The organism is Mycobacterium sp. NGS64, assembly GCF_059812245.1.
Genome location: NZ_JCALCI010000001.1, coordinates 1,127,223 through 1,141,694, shown reverse-complemented (window position 1 = coordinate 1,141,694; position 14,472 = coordinate 1,127,223). Strand labels below are relative to the sequence as shown.

General features: G+C 69.6%; 14 protein-coding genes. 4 read left to right on the top strand and 10 right to left on the bottom strand.

Annotated elements, in window-relative coordinates; genetic code table 11:
- Positions 1-8: 8 nt before the first annotated feature.
- From pspA to pgsA, 3 genes are all read right to left on the bottom strand, one after another.
- A complete protein-coding gene (gene pspA / locus AC5Y4S_RS05700; RefSeq protein ID WP_500030870.1) occupies positions 9-827 on the bottom strand; it encodes a phage shock protein PspA in 819 nt (272 codons plus the stop codon).
- A gap of 120 nt (positions 828-947) precedes the next feature.
- The gene (gene clgR / locus AC5Y4S_RS05695; RefSeq protein ID WP_068107218.1) at positions 948-1,283 is read right to left on the bottom strand and encodes a transcriptional regulator ClgR; all 336 of its coding nucleotides are present in this window, start codon (positions 1,281-1,283) and stop codon (positions 948-950) included.
- A 103-nt stretch (positions 1,284-1,386) separates the two neighbouring features.
- Positions 1,387-1,959: a CDP-diacylglycerol--glycerol-3-phosphate 3-phosphatidyltransferase gene (gene pgsA, locus AC5Y4S_RS05690; RefSeq protein WP_085185463.1), complete on the bottom strand. Its 573-nt coding sequence runs from the start codon at positions 1,957-1,959 to the stop codon at positions 1,387-1,389.
- Positions 1,960-2,042: 83 nt separating this feature from the next.
- Between pgsA and AC5Y4S_RS05685 the strand changes: the two genes are divergently transcribed.
- The gene (locus tag AC5Y4S_RS05685) at positions 2,043-2,561 is read left to right on the top strand and encodes an amino-acid N-acetyltransferase (protein ID WP_500030867.1); all 519 of its coding nucleotides are present in this window, start codon (positions 2,043-2,045) and stop codon (positions 2,559-2,561) included.
- Here AC5Y4S_RS05685 and AC5Y4S_RS05680 read toward each other — a convergent pair.
- The gene (locus AC5Y4S_RS05680; RefSeq protein WP_500030865.1) at positions 2,558-5,101 is read right to left on the bottom strand and encodes a DNA translocase FtsK; all 2,544 of its coding nucleotides are present in this window, start codon (positions 5,099-5,101) and stop codon (positions 2,558-2,560) included. The two genes, AC5Y4S_RS05685 and AC5Y4S_RS05680, sit on opposite strands and share 4 nt — an antisense overlap.
- Before the next feature lie 101 nt (positions 5,102-5,202).
- On the opposite strand from AC5Y4S_RS05680, the gene AC5Y4S_RS05675 reads away from it, so the two are divergent.
- Genes AC5Y4S_RS05675 through AC5Y4S_RS05665 form a run of 3 tightly spaced genes read left to right on the top strand, consistent with a single transcriptional unit; the run spans position 5,203 to position 7,217 of the window.
- A complete protein-coding gene (locus AC5Y4S_RS05675) occupies positions 5,203-5,517 on the top strand; it encodes a putative quinol monooxygenase (RefSeq protein WP_068107211.1) in 315 nt (104 codons plus the stop codon).
- Positions 5,514-6,338 (top strand): mycofactocin-coupled SDR family oxidoreductase, encoded by an 825-nt coding sequence (locus AC5Y4S_RS05670; RefSeq protein WP_500030863.1) that lies wholly within the window; start codon positions 5,514-5,516, stop codon positions 6,336-6,338. Before AC5Y4S_RS05675 ends, AC5Y4S_RS05670 begins: the two co-directional genes overlap by 4 nt.
- A gap of 6 nt (positions 6,339-6,344) precedes the next feature.
- On the top strand, positions 6,345-7,217 hold the full coding sequence (locus tag AC5Y4S_RS05665; protein ID WP_500030861.1) for an SAM-dependent methyltransferase: 873 nt from the start codon (positions 6,345-6,347) through the stop codon (positions 7,215-7,217).
- Here the strand turns inward: AC5Y4S_RS05665 and AC5Y4S_RS05660 are convergent, their stop codons facing one another.
- The 6 genes from AC5Y4S_RS05660 to AC5Y4S_RS05635 all read right to left on the bottom strand — a co-directional run bounded on the left by AC5Y4S_RS05660 (position 7,218) and on the right by AC5Y4S_RS05635 (position 14,441).
- Positions 7,218-8,894: a ribonuclease J gene (locus AC5Y4S_RS05660; RefSeq protein ID WP_500030859.1), complete on the bottom strand. Its 1,677-nt coding sequence runs from the start codon at positions 8,892-8,894 to the stop codon at positions 7,218-7,220.
- Between the two features lie 7 nt (positions 8,895-8,901).
- A complete protein-coding gene (gene dapA, locus AC5Y4S_RS05655; RefSeq protein ID WP_500030855.1) occupies positions 8,902-9,804 on the bottom strand; it encodes a 4-hydroxy-tetrahydrodipicolinate synthase in 903 nt (300 codons plus the stop codon).
- Positions 9,805-9,969: 165 nt separating this feature from the next.
- On the bottom strand, positions 9,970-10,722 hold the full coding sequence (thyX, locus tag AC5Y4S_RS05650; RefSeq protein WP_500030850.1) for an FAD-dependent thymidylate synthase: 753 nt from the start codon (positions 10,720-10,722) through the stop codon (positions 9,970-9,972).
- Between the two features lie 97 nt (positions 10,723-10,819).
- Positions 10,820-11,878: a restriction endonuclease subunit S gene (locus AC5Y4S_RS05645; protein ID WP_500030845.1), complete on the bottom strand. Its 1,059-nt coding sequence runs from the start codon at positions 11,876-11,878 to the stop codon at positions 10,820-10,822.
- Positions 11,875-13,215, bottom strand: coding sequence for a type I restriction-modification system subunit M (locus AC5Y4S_RS05640; RefSeq protein ID WP_500030840.1), 1,341 nt, complete (start codon positions 13,213-13,215; stop codon positions 11,875-11,877). The genes AC5Y4S_RS05645 and AC5Y4S_RS05640 overlap by 4 nt, the downstream gene beginning before the upstream one ends.
- Positions 13,215-14,441: a winged helix-turn-helix domain-containing protein gene (locus AC5Y4S_RS05635; protein WP_500032175.1), complete on the bottom strand. Its 1,227-nt coding sequence runs from the start codon at positions 14,439-14,441 to the stop codon at positions 13,215-13,217. The genes AC5Y4S_RS05640 and AC5Y4S_RS05635 overlap by 1 nt, the downstream gene beginning before the upstream one ends.
- Positions 14,442-14,472: the final 31 nt, after the last annotated feature.

The following is a 14,472-nucleotide window of genomic DNA, read 5'->3' as shown; positions in this document are numbered from 1 at the left end:
CCGCGGCGTTACTGACCAAAGGGCTTCTCGGCGACCTGACCGCCGGCGCTCTCGGCGGGCGCCGGTGTGGCCCCGGCCGCGGGCGTCCCACCCGCCGGCAGGGCGTCGCCGCGCATCGACGCGCGGATCTGCTCGAGCCGGGAATGGCCCGCCATCTGGATGCCGGCCTGCTCGACCTCGAGCATCCGGCCCTGCACGGAGCCCTGGGCGAGTTCGGCCGACCCGATCGCGTTGGCGTAGCGGCGTTCGATCTTCTCGCGCACCTCGTCGAGGTTCGGGGTGGTGCCGGGGGCGGCGATCTCGCTCATCGACCGCAGCGACGCGCTGACCTGTTCCTGCATCTTCGCCTGCTCGAGCTGGCTGAGCAGCTTGGTGCGCTCGGCGATCTTCTGCTGCAGGACCATCGAGTTCTGTTCGACGGCCTTCTTGGCCTGGGACGCGGCGGACAGCGCCTGGTCGTGCAGCGTCTTGAGGTCTTCGACGCTCTGCTCGGCGGTCACCAGCTGTGCCGCGAACGCCTCGGCGGCGTTGTTGTACTCGGTGGCCTTGGCGGCGTCGCCCGCGGCGGTGGCCTGGTCGGCGAGCGTCAGCGCCTGGCGCACGTTGACCTGAAGCTTTTCGATGTCCGCCAGCTGCCGGTTGAGCCGCATCTCGAGTTGGCGCTGGTTGCCGATCACCTGCGCCGCCTGCTGGGTCAGCGCCTGGTGCTGGCGCTGCGCCTCCTCGATGGCCTGCTGGATCTGCACTTTGGGGTCGGCGTGCTCGTCAATCTTGGCGTTGAACAGCGCCATGAGGTATTTCCACGCCTTGACGAACGGATTGGCCATCAGTCAGCTCCACCTTCGCTTCTCGTATGCCGGGCAGGCGCCCTGCCGCTCAATTTAATGGGTCGGCGACGATCGCCCCACCCCTGACGCGGGATCCGCCGCCGTGGCAAGCGTTCGCGCTCAGGCCACGGCCAGCGAGGCCACCGGCGGGATGACGACCTTGGTGCTGGCGTCGATGGTGCTGCTCGCCCCGGCGGTCGCGGCGCTGTGGGCCGCGTGTTCCGCACTGGCCATCCGCTCCCCGGCGCCGGTGAGGACCGCCGACAGCGGCACCTGCAGTGCGTCGCAGATCGCGTTGAGCAGCTCGCTGGACGGCTCCTTGCGGCCGCGCTCCACCTCTGAGAGATATCCGAGGCTCACCCGTGCCGAATCCGAGACCTCCCGCAGCGTCCGGCCCTGTGACGTCCTGGCCCGACGCAACACGTCGCCGATGACCTCGCGCATCAATGGCGGCATCCCGCCCTCCTTCGTCCAGTCAGCCCTGCTCAGCACAAAAAACAGACACCATTCAGCAGGCACTCATAAGGGTCAACGCCGCCGAGGGCGGCCTGGTTCCCGTTCAGCCGGTCGTCTGGCGAACTCGCCTGACGGTCCTGATCGTCCCGGCGACGTAGTCGATGCCGGTCACCACCGTGAGCACGATCGCGATGCCCATTACCACCGCCGCCACCACCCGGAACGGTCCCGTCAGCGGGAGCACGAACAGGCCGATCGCCAGCGCCTGAACCACCGTCTTGAGCTTGCCGCCCCAGCTCGCCGGGATGACGCCGCGGCGGATCACGGCCAGCCGCAGCAGCGTGACCACGACCTCGCGGGCCATGATCACCACAGTGACCCACCACGCCAGGTCGCCCAGCATCGACAGGCCGATCAGCGCCGACCCGATCAGCGCCTTGTCCGCGATCGGATCGACGAACGCGCCGAATTCGGTGGCCATCCCGTAGTTGCGGGCCAACAAACCGTCGAACCGGTCGGTCAGGCAGGCGACGGCGAAAATCACGAAAGCGACTATGCGCCCGACGATTTGGTGACCGTCGCCGGTGAACAACGCGAACAGGAAGATGGGCACCAGCACCAGCCGGAGCAGCGTCAGGACGTTGGCGAGGTTGGCGATGCGGGCACGGCCAGCCATTCCGGACGCTTCAGGCTGTGCCGACACGGCATCAGAATAACCGTTGACCAGCGCTCCCTTCGCCGTTGCCGATACTGTTACCCGTGACCGAAAGCTCACGCGACCGCTTGCCCGTGGTCCGACGCGCGCGAACGTCGGACGTTCCCGCGATCAAACAGCTCGTCGACACCTACGCCGGGCGCATCCTGCTGGAAAAGAACCTGGTGACGCTGTACGAGGCCGTCCAGGAGTTCTGGGTGGCCGAGGACGCCGACGGCAAGGTGGTCGGCTGCGGGGCGCTGCACGTGCTGTGGTCAGACCTCGGCGAGATCCGCACCGTCGCCGTCGACCCGTCGGTGACCGGGCAGGGCATCGGCCACGCGATCGTCAACCGACTGCTGGAGGTCGCGCGCGAGCTGCAGCTGCAGCGGCTGTTCGTGCTGACGTTCGAGACCGAGTTCTTCGGCCGGCACGGGTTCACCGAGATCGAGGGCACGCCGGTCACCGCCGAGGTCTACGAGGAGATGTGCCGCTCCTACGACATCGGTGTCGCCGAGTTCCTGGACCTGAGCTACGTCAAACCCAACATCCTGGGCAACTCCCGAATGCTGTTGGTGCTTTAGTCGCCGGCCTCGTCGCCGGAGCCGCCGTCCAGGCCACGGATCGCGGCCAGCGTCGCCGCCAGCTCGTCGGGCTTGACCAGCACGTCGCGCGCCTTGGAGCCCTCGGACGGCCCGACGATGCCGCGGGTCTCCATCAGGTCCATCAGCCGGCCGGCCTTGGCGAAGCCGACCCGCAGCTTGCGCTGCAGCATCGAGGTGGAGCCGAACTGACTGGACACCACCAGCTCGACGGCCTGCAGGAACAGGTCCATGTCGTCGCCGATGTCGGGGTCGACGTCGGTGCGGTCGCTGGTCGTCTTGGCGGTGGTAACGCCCTCGGTGTATTCGGGCTCGGCCTGGTCCTTGCAGGCGTTGACCACGGCGTGGATCTCGTCGTCGGTGATGAAGGCGCCCTGCAGCCGGACCGTCTTGCTGGCGCCCATCGGCAGGAACAGCGCGTCGCCCATGCCGATCAGCTTCTCCGCGCCGGCCTGGTCCAGGATCACCCGGCTGTCCGTGAGCGACGACGTCGCGAACGCCAGCCGGGACGGCACGTTGGTCTTGATCAGGCCGGTGACGACGTCGACCGACGGGCGCTGGGTAGCCAGCACCAGGTGAATGCCCGCGGCACGGGCCTTCTGGGTGATCCGCACGATGGCGTCCTCGACGTCGCGCGGCGCGGTCATCATCAGGTCGGCCAGCTCGTCGACGATCGCCACCACATACGGGTAGGGCCGGTATTCGCGCTGGCTGCCCAGCGGCGCGGTGATCGCGCCGGAGCGCACCTTGGCGTTGAAGTCGTCGATGTGGCGCACCCGGGAGGCCTGCATGTCCTGGTAGCGCTGTTCCATCTCCTCGACCAGCCAGGCCAGCGCGGCCGCCGCCTTCTTCGGCTGGGTGATGATCGGGGTGATCAGGTGCGGAATGCCTTCGTACGGCGTGAGTTCCACCATCTTCGGGTCGATCAGGATCATCCTGACCTCTTCCGGGGTGGCCCTGGTCAGCAGCGACACCAGCATCGAGTTCACGAAGCTGGACTTGCCGGATCCGGTGGAACCGGCGACCAGCAGGTGCGGCATCTTGGCCAGGTTGGCCGAGATGAAGTCGCCCTCGATGTCCTTGCCCAGCCCGATCACCAGCGGGTGGTGGTCGCGGCGGGTCGACGGCGCGGTGAGCACGTCGGCCAGCCGCACCATCTCCCGGTCGGTGTTGGGCACCTCGATGCCGACGGCGGACTTGCCGGGGATCGGGGCCAGCATCCGGACGCTTTCGGTGGCCACCGCGTAGGCGATGTTCTTCTGCAGCGCGGTGATCTTCTCGACCTTCACCCCGGGGCCCAGCTCGACCTCGTAGCGGGTCACGGTGGGTCCGCGGGTGCAGCCGGTGACGGCGGCGTCGACCTTGAACTGGTTGAGCACCTCGCTGATGGCGTCGGCCATGACATTGTTGGCGGCGCTGCGCTTCTTGGGCGGATCACCGGCGATCAGCAGGCTCAGCGCCGGCAGCGTGTAGGGCCCCTCGACCACCCGGTCCACCACCAGCGGTTCCGGCTTCTTGGTGCGACGGCGGCTTCGCCCGGGTTCGGGGATGGTGGGCGTGTCGTCCGCGATCGGTTCGTCGAGACTGGCCGGCGCGGCGGCGGCCGACGGCCACGCCTGCGGTTCCGGTTCCGGGGACTCGTCGTAATAGGCGTCGGAGAAGTCGTCGCGGGGCTGATCGTCGTCGTCGAACTCGTCCGCGTAGTCGTAGGCGATGTCGTCGTCGCCGAGCAGCCGGCCGCCGAACATGGAACGCACCACGTCGGGCACCTCGCGGATCGTGGTCCCGGTGAGCAGCAGCAGCCCGAACATGAAGCCGATGAACAACAGCGGCGCAGCGATCCACGGCGTCAAGCCGTCCGACAGCGGCCCGCCGATGGCGAAACCGATGAATCCCGCTGCGCGGCGGCGCAATTCGGGGTCTTCCGGCGAGCCGGACCACAGGTGACGCAGGCCGAGGGCCGACAGGGCGATCAGGCTGCCGCCCAGGATGAGCCGCGGGCGCGCCTCGGGATTGGGCTCGGTCCGCATCAGCGTGACCGCCACCGCGGCGGCGACCACCGGCAGCGCCAGGACGCCCGAGCCGATGAAGGTCCGCAGCAGCGTGTCGACCCACGCGCCGACCGGGCGGGCGGCGTCGAACCACGAGCTCGCGGCGACCACGACGGCGACGCCGAGCAGCACCAGCGCGATCCCGTCGCGGCGGTGCCCGGGATCGATGTCGCGGGCGCGCCCGATGGAGCGCGCGGCGCCGCCGGTGCCGCGGGCGGCCATCAGCCAGGTGGCGCGCATGGCGCGGCCACAGGTCAGCCCCGTGGCGACCAGCAGCGAGGAGTTGCGGCGCTTGGCGGGCCTGCCCGCTTTCTTGCGGGGCGCCGCCGGGCGCGCGCTTCGGGACCTCCCCCGCGACGGTGCCTTTGACCTGCTCGTTCGGGCTCCGGAGCGGGCGGCGGTCTTACTTGGCATGACACTCAGAGTAGTCGCAAAAGCCTCATCTACACCACCCGCCACACTGGTAACCATCGCCGGGCGGCCGCTGCCGCCGATCGGGCCTGGGTAGGGTGGCTAGCGGTGATCTACGTCATGCCGTCACCCACCCCTCTCACCCCCAGGAGGCCCTGAGCATGCCCGTCGTCGTCGTCGCCACCATGACCGTCAAACCCGAATCGGTCGACACCGTCCGCGACATCCTGACCACCGCGGTATCGGAAGTGCACGAGGAGCCCGGCTGCCAGCTGTATTCGCTGCACCAGACCGGCGAGACCTTCGTCTTCGTCGAGCAGTGGGCCGACGAGGAAGCACTCAAGGTGCACAGCACCGCCCCGGCGATCACCAAGCTGTTCACGGCGGCCGGCGAGCACCTGGCCGGCGCGCCGGACATCAAGATGCTGCAGCCGGTTCCCGCCGGCGACCCGGACAAGGGACAGCTGCGCGCGTGAGTGGTAACGCCCCGCTGCAAGGAAAAGTCGCGCTGATCACCGGGGCCGCCCGCGGCCAGGGCCGCGCACACGCGGTGCGGCTGGCCACCGACGGCGCGAACATCATCGCGGTCGACCTGTGCGCGCAGATCGCCAGCGTCCCCTATCCCCTGGCCACCCCGGAGGACCTGGCGGCGACCGTCAAGCTCGTCGAGGACGCCGGCGCCCGCATCGTCGCCAAGCAGGCCGATGTCCGCGACCGTGAATCGCTTTCCGCCGCGGTGCGGGCCGGCCTCGACGAATTCGACCGGCTGGACATCGTGGTCGCCAACGCCGGCATCGCCCCGATGGCATCGGGTGACGAGGGCTGGCGCGACGTCATCGACGTCAACCTCACCGGCGTCTACAACACGATCAAGGTCGCGATATCGCCCATGGTCAAGCAGGGCAGCGGCGGGTCGATCGTGCTGATCAGTTCGGCCGCCGGGCTGGCCGGGGTGGGCAGTCCCGACGCCGGCTCCGTCGGCTACGCGGCCGCCAAGCACGGCGTGGTGGGGTTGATGCGGGTATACGCGAATCTGCTTGCGGGTCAAAACATCCGGGTCAACTCGATCCATCCGACGGGTGTCGAAACCCCGATGATCAATAACGAGTTCACTCGGGAGTGGCTCGCCAAGATGGCGTCCCAGACCGACCAGCCGCGCAGCCTGGGCAACGCGCTACCGGTGGAAGTGCTGCAGGCCGAGGACATCGCCAACGCGGTGGCGTGGCTGGTCTCCGACCAGGCCCGCTACATCACCGGCGTCACCCTGCCCGTCGATGCGGGCTTCTTGAACAAGTAGTCGCCCATGGCGCGAAATCCCGCGGCGCAGACGGCGTTCGGCCCCATGGTGCTGGCCGCCGTCGAACACCACGAGCCGGCCGGGCACCGGCTGGTGGACGACGACCTCGCGGAACTGTTCCTGCCGCGCCCGCTGCGATTGCTCGCCGGCGCCACGCGCTGGGGTCCGGCCCGCCGCCTGATGATCCGCGGCTCGGAGTTCACCGGGCCCGGGCTGTGGGCGAATCTGGCCTGCCGCAAGCGCTTCATCGACGACAAGATCGCGGCGGCGCTGGGCGACGTCGACGCCGTCGTCATCCTCGGGGCGGGCCTGGACACGCTGGCCTACCGGCTGACCCGCCGGGCGCGCATCCCGATCTTCGAGGTGGACCTGCCGGTCAACATCGCGCGCAAGGCCAAGACGGTGCGCCGGGTGCTCGGTGAGCCGCCGCTGTCGGTTCGGTTGGTGGCGCTGGACTTCGAGCGCGACGACCTGCTCACCTCGTTGGCCGAGCACGGCTACCGCCCCGACTATCGGGCGTTCTTCGTGTGGGAAGGCGTCACCCAGTACCTGACCGAGGACGGCGTCCGGCGCACCCTGGAGGGACTGCGCGCGGCCGCGCCCGGCAGCCGGATCGTATTCACTTATGTCCGGCGGGATTTCATCGACGGCAGCAATCGGTACGGCACCCGCACGCTGTACCGCAACGTCCGCGAGCGTCACCAGCTGTGGCACTTCGGCCTGGACCCCGACGAGGTTGCCGGGTTTATCGGCGAATACGGCTGGCGGCTGGTGGAGCAGGCCGGCCCCGACGAGCTGGTGGCGCGCTACGTGCGGCCCGCCGGCCGCAAACTCGGTGCCTCGCAGCTGGAATGGTCGGCGTACGCCGAGAAGCGCTAGCTAGACCTCGATGACGGTCGGCACGATCATCGGCTGCCGACGGTAAGTTTCGCCCACCCACTTGCCGACCGTGCGGCGCACGCCCTGGGCGATGCGGACGGGATCGGTCACGTTGTCGGCGGCCAGCTGCTCCAGCTCCGCTTCGACCTTGCGCACGGCCGGCTCGAGCGCCTTGGGGTCTTCGGAGAAGCCACGCGAAATCAATTGCGGCGCGGCGGCCGGACGCCCAGTGCCGCGCTGCACCACCACGATCGCCGCGACGAATCCGGACGACAGGATGAGCCGCTCGCCCAGGGTGATGTCGCCGACGTCGCCGGTGATCAGCCCGTCGACGAACATCTTGCCCACCGGCACGGCCCCGGCGATCGTGGCCTTGCCGGCCATCAGGTCGACGCTGACCCCGTTCTCCGCCAACAGGATTGAGTCCTGGGGCACCCCGGCGCGCGCCGCGAGCTTGGCGTTGGCGCGCAGCATCCGCCAGGTGCCGTGCACCGGCATCACGTTGCGCGGCCGCACCCCGTTGTAGAGGAAGAGCAGCTCGCCCGCGTACGCGTGGCCGGAAACGTGAACGCGCACTTGCTGGTTGGTGACGACGCGGGCGCCGATCTTGGCCAGCTCGTCGATGACGCCGTACACCGCCTCCTCGTTGCCGGGGATCAGCGACGACGACAGGATGACCAGGTCCTCGGGCGTCAGCGTGATGCTGCGGTGCTCGCCGCGCGACATCCGCGACAGCGCCGACATCGGTTCGCCCTGGGTGCCGGTGGTGATCAGGACGACCCGCTCGGGCGCCATCATCTCGGCGGCGGAGATGTCGATCAGGTCGGAGTCGTCCACGCGCAGGAAACCCAGCTCCCGGGCGATGCCCATGTTGCGCACCATGGAGCGCCCGACGAACGACACCCGCCGGCCCAAAGCCACTGCGGCGTCGATGATCTGCTGCACCCGGTCCACGTTGGAGGCGAAGCACGCCACGATCACGCGGCCGTCGGCGCCCCGGATCAGCCGGTGCAGCGTCGGGCCCACCTCGCTTTCCGACGGGCCGACGCCCGGGATCTCCGAATTCGTCGAGTCGCACAGGAACAGGTCCACGCCCGCGTCGCCCAGCCGGGACATGCCGGGCAGGTCGGTGGGCCGGCCGTCGAGCGGCAGCTGGTCGAGCTTGATGTCGCCGGTGTGCAGCACGGTTCCGGCGCCGGTGTGCACGGCGATGGCCAGGGCGTCGGGGATGGAGTGGTTGACCGCGAAGTACTGGCACTGGAAGACGCCGTGCGTGCTGCGCTGCCCCTCGGTGACCTCGACGAAGACCGGCTTGATGCGGTGCTCGCGACATTTGGCGGCGACCAGCGCGAGGGTGAACTTCGAACCGACGACCGGGATGTCGGGGCGCAGCTTGAGCAGGAACGGGATCGCCCCGATGTGGTCCTCGTGCGCGTGGGTGAGCACCAGCGCCTCGATGTCCTCGAGGCGGTCCTCGATGTGGCGCAAGTCCGGCAGGATCAGGTCGACGCCGGGCTCGTCGTGGGTGGGGAACATCACCCCGCAGTCGATGATCAGCAGCCGGCCCAGGTGCTCGAAAACCGTCATGTTGCGGCCGATTTCGCTGATGCCGCCCAGCGCGGTGACCCGCAACCCGCCCGGAGCCAGGGGACCCGGTGGGGCGAGTTCCTCGTTCACGTCTGATTCACCTGAGAACCGAGGCCGCGCGCATGTCGGCGGCCAGCGCCTCGATCTGCTCCGGCGTCGCCGGCATCTGCGGCAACCGGGGGTCGCCGACCTCGATGCCCTGCAGGCGCAGACCCGCCTTCGACATGGTCACCCCGCCGAGCCTGGCCATGGCGTTGCACAGCGGGGCGAGGCCGACGTTGATCTTGCGGGCGGTCGCCATGTCGCCGGAGGCGAAGGCGGACAACAACTCCCGCAGCTGGCCCGCCGCGACGTGCGAGATCACGCTGATGAAGCCGGTGGCGCCCATGGCCAGCCACGGCAGGTTCAGCGCGTCGTCGCCGGAGTAGTAGGCCAGCCCGGTTTCGGCGATGATCTGTCCGCCGCTGTGCAGGTCGCCCTTGGCGTCCTTGATCCCGACGATGTTCGGGTGGGCGGCCAGCGCGTGGATGGTCTCGGTCTGGATCGGTATCACCGAGCGGGGCGGGATGTCGTAGAGCAGCACCGGAAGCTCGGTCGCGTCGGCGACGGCGGTGAAATGCGCGATCAGCCCGCTCTGCGGCGGCTTCGAGTAGTACGGCGTGACGACCAGCAGCCCGTGCGCGCCCTCGGCCGCGCAGGCCCTCGCCAGCCGGACGCTGTGAGCCGTGTCATAGGTGCCGGCGCCGGCGATGACGCGGGCCCGGTCGCCCACCGCCTCCAGCACGACGCGCAGCAGCTCGAGTTTCTCGTCGTCGGTGGTGGTCGGCGACTCGCCGGTGGTCCCGGAGACCACCAGGCCGTCGCACCCCCCGTCCACCAGGTGGTTTGCCAGGTGCGCCGCGGCCTTGGCGTCCAGCGCGCCGTCAGCGGCGAACGGCGTCACCATCGCCGTCAGCAGGGTTCCCAACCGGGCGGGGGCGTCGAATCCGACGGTGCTCACGGTCTTCAGGTTACCTGGCGGTACCAAACGCAATTAGCAGCCGCGCGGCTCAGGCTTCGGTGGGCTCAGGCCGGATTGCCGCCTCAGCCTTCCCCGGCTGCGCCGCCTCAGGCTTCGGTGGGCTCAGGCCGGATTGCCGCCTCAGCCTTCCCCGGCTGCGCCGCCTCAGGCTTCGGTGGCCAGAGGGCTGGTGGCGACTTCGGTGCCGTCGGCCAGGGTGGACACCTCGAAGTCGGCGAACACCGCGGGCGCCACGCCGACGAGCTGGCGCAGGCACTCGATGGCCAGGCGCCGGATTTCCACGTCGGCGTGCTCGCTGGCGCGCATGGCGATGAAGTGTCGCCACGCGCGGTAGTTCCCGGTGACGACGATGCGGGTCTCGGTCGCGTTGGGCAGCACCGCGCGGGCGGCCTGGCGCGCCTGTTTGCGGCGTAATACCGCGCTCGGCTGGTCGGCGAACTTGGCTTCCAGTTTCGCCAACAGCTCGGCGTAGGTGGCGCGGCTGGCGTCGGCGGCCTTGACGAGGATCTCCTGCAGCTCGGGGTCGTCGTCCATGCCCGGCGGGACGACGACGCGCGAGTCCCCCTCCGGCACATAGCGTTGCGACAGCTGCGAGTAGGAGAAGTGCCGGTGCCGGATCAGCTCGTGGGTGCAGGATCGCGAGATGCCGGTGATGTAGAACGAGACGCTGGCATGCTCGAGCACCGAAAAGTGGCCGACGTCGATGATGTGCCCGATGTAACCGGCGTTGGTCGCCGTCTTCGGGTTGGGCTTCGACCAGCTCTGATAGCAGGCCCGCCCGGCGAACTCGACCAGCGCGGGGCCGCCCTCGGCGTCGGTCGTCCAGGGCACGTCCGGCGGCGCCAGGAACTCCGTCTTGGCGATCAGTTGCACGCGCAGCGGCGCGGTCTCGGCCACGGCGCCCACCTTATCGTTGGGCGATCGTTGGGCGCGCCGAGTCTGCGCTCAGCGCGTCTTTCGGGCCCGATCGGGCGCTCTGAGCGCAGTTTCGGCGCTAGACCGGGCCCACCGCGAGTTCGCCGGATATCAGCAGCGGCAGCAGCGCGTCGCGGAAGGCGGACAACCGCACGGATTCCGCGCGGCGCGCGTGACACAGCGCGCCCAGTCCGGTGAGCGTCCGCGCCGCCGCGGGCGCCAGGCGCCGGACGTCGCGGACCGGAACCTCGAGCAGGTCGCGCGGTTGGACGCGCTGGTGGCTCCCCGACGTCCCGGCGGCCCGCCGCTGCAACGTCGCGACGACGTCGGGCTGCCGCAAAGCCGCCCACAGCGCCGACGTGTCGACGCCGACGGGACGCAACACGACGAACTCCGTGCTGGCCAAAGCCATTTGCCGGGGCAGGCCCACCACGTTCCAGACGCGCGGAATCCTGGGATTGAGCTTCGCGAACAGCACGCACGGCTCGGACAGGACGAACTTGACGCTCTTCACGCCTTCCCCGGCGACCAGCCGGGGTTTCGCGCCGTCGTCGAACGCCGGGAGGCTGAAGTGGGCCACCACGTCGTCGAACCCGGGCGGACCGAGGAGTTCCGTCGACCGGCCGGCGAGGGCGCACAGCGGCACGCGTTCGGAGACCGACTCGGCGGTGGCGACCATCAGGCTCTCCGCGGCGTCGATCACGCGTTGATTGGCGGCGATCTTGTCGTCGACGGCGCCGAGCACCTCGGCGATGCGGCGGCGCTGCGGGGCCGCGACGGTCCAGACGCAAACCTCACGCAGGATCGTCTGGTTGAGCAGCGGCTGTCCCGATCCGCCCCGGTGTCCGTTGAGCCCGCAGGTCTGCAGCGCGTAATACCAGTACCGCGTCTCCCCTGGGTCCTTGGCCCGGCACACCAGCGCATTGTCGGTGACCCAGACGTCGGAATCGCAGTACCGCAGGCTGCCGCAGTACGATCCGACGCGCCCCAGCACGATCAGGGGGCCGGCCGCATTGCATTGCGCCGCATAGCCGATCGGCCCGTTGGAGCCGTAAACGCGAAAGGGGCCGTCCGGGGTTCGCGCCGGAGAGCTGGTCCCGTTGCTGAAGTCGAGGTGGTCGCCCAGCCTGGCCTTCACCGCAGCCGCTCCACCTGCTCGCGCACGATCCGCTCCAGCCGCGCGGACTCGTCGAGCGCCGCCAGCAGGTCGTCTGTCAACCGGGCGATCTTGGCGTCGAGCGGCTCCCCGTCGTCGTCGGACTCGGGCGCGCCCACATAGCGTCCCGGCGTGAGCGCACAGCCCGCGGCCCGGATATCGTCCAGCGACGCGGATGTGCAGAAACCCGGGACATCTTGGTAGACAAGACCTTTGGCAGTAGCGGACTCCGACCCACACCAAGCGTGGTAGGTATCGCCGATGCGAACGATCTCCTCGTCGGTCAGCGCGCGCTCCGTGCGGTCCACCAGGTAGCCGAGCGCGCGGGCGTCGATGAACAGCACCTGGCCCGCTCGGTCACCCTTGTCGAGCGCGAAGAACCACAGGCACACCGGAATTCCGGTGCTGCGGAACAGCTGCCCGGGCAGCGCCACCATGCACGACACCAGGTCCGCCTCGACGATCCGCGCCCGAATGTCGCCCTCCCCGAGCGTGTTCGACGACATCGACCCGTTGGCCATCACCACGCCGGCCTTTCCGCGGGGGGCCAGTTTGGACAGGATGTGCTGAATCCAGGCGTAGTTCGCATTGGCGGCGGGCGGAACGCCGAAGCGCCAGCGTGCGTCTCGTTCGTCGCGGGCCCAGTCCTTGATGTTGAACGGCGGATTGGCCATCACGTAGTCCATCTGCACGCCGGCGTGCTGGTCGCGAACGAACGTGTCGCCGCGGACCAGGCCCGCGTCGTCGATGCCGTGCACGGCGAGGTTCATCTTGGCCATCCGCCAGGTCTGCTCGATGCTCTCCTGGCCGTAGATGGTGACCTTCGCGGGATCGCCGTCGCGCTCGGCGATGAATTGCTCGGTGCGCACGAACATTCCGCCCGAACCGCAGCACGGGTCGTACACCCGGCCGCTGGACGGTTCGAGCACCTCGACCATGACCCGCACGACGCTTGGCGGGGTGAAGAATTCGCCGCCGCGCTTGCCCTCGGAGCGCGCGAAGTTGCCCAGGAAGTACTCGTATATCTCGCCCAGCATGTCCCGGCCGCGTCGCGCACCGTCGAGCAGACCCACCAGCTCACCGAGTCGGCGCTGGTCGAGGTTCACGTAGCGCCGGGGCATCGCGGCGGCCTCCATCGCGTCGTCGATGCGACGGCCAAGGTCCGGTGACGTCGTGTTGTCCACCAGGGCTTGCCACTGCGAACCGGCGACGTGTTGCAGGAACACCAGGCCGAGGATCACGTCCTTGTATTCACCGGCCGGGACCGACCCGCGCAGTTTTTCCGCGGCCTTCCAGAGCGTGTCCTTGAGCGCTTTCATCAGCCGGCCCGCTTGGCCGCCGCGCGCAATTCGCCCGCCAGGTCGCCGCGGCCGGCGACGCTGAACCCGCCCAGCCCCAGCCACGACGCCATCGAATTCAGTTCGCCCGCCAGCGCGTCGGCGACGGCGGGCCGAGGCACGTCGCGCTCGGCGAACGCGCCCACCACGCGCAGCGAGTCGGTGGCCCGGTCGGCCTTGAGGTCCACCCGCGCGACCAACCGGCCGTCCATCAGCAACGGCCACACGTAGTAGCCGTACCTGCGTTGGGCGGCCGGGGTGTAGATCTCGATGCGGTAGTGGAAGTTGAACAGCCGCTCCACCCGGGGCCGGAAGAAGATCAACGGGTCGAACGGGCACAACAGCGCGGTCCCGCGATCGGAGCGCGGCAGCGTCCGGCCCGCCCGCAGGTACGCCGGGGCCGACCAGCCGTCGACGTCGACCCGCTCGATCTCACCGGCGGCCAGCAGGTCGGCGATCGCGGGCTTGACCTGCTGGGCCGACAGCCGGAAGTAGTCGCGGATGTCGGCCTCGGTGCCCACGCCCAGCGCGGTGGCGGCCCGCAGCGTGAGTTCGCGCACGGCCTCGTCGTCGTCGACCTCGCGGGCCAGCACGGTGTGCGGCAGCACCCGCTCCACCAGGTCGTAGTGGCGGGCGAAGCCCACCCGGGTGGCCGTGGTGAGCGCGCCGGAAGCGAACAGCGCCTCGGCGACCCACTTGGTGTCGCTGCGGGTCCACCAGGTCCCTTTTTTTCGCCGTGGCTCGGCGGCCAGGTGCGCCTCGATCTGCCCGGCGGTGCTGGGCCCCAGCTCGGCGACGGCGGCGAGAATGTCCTCGGCGAGTTGGGGATTGGCCTTGACGATGTGGGTGCCCCAGCGGCCGTGCCGGTATTGGCGCATCCGCCACCGCAGCAGCGGCCAGTCGTCGACGGCCATCAGCGCGGCCTCGTGGGCCCAGTACTCGACCAGCAACCGCGGCGAGCGCGCCGAATGCGACCAGGCGGCGCGGTCCAGCACGTCGCGGTCGTAGGGCCCGAGCCGGCTGAACACCGGGGCGTAATGGGCGCGCACCGCCACCGATACCGAATCCAGCTGCAGCACTTGGATTCTCGAGATCAGGCTCTTCAGATGCGCGCGGGTGACCGGGCCCTTGGGCCGCGGCTCGCTAAACCCTTGTGCCGCAACGGCTAAGCGCCGAGCCTGGGCGGCGGTAAGCGTGCGTTTCCCGATCGGCACGGCGCCGAGAATACCGCGTTTTGGC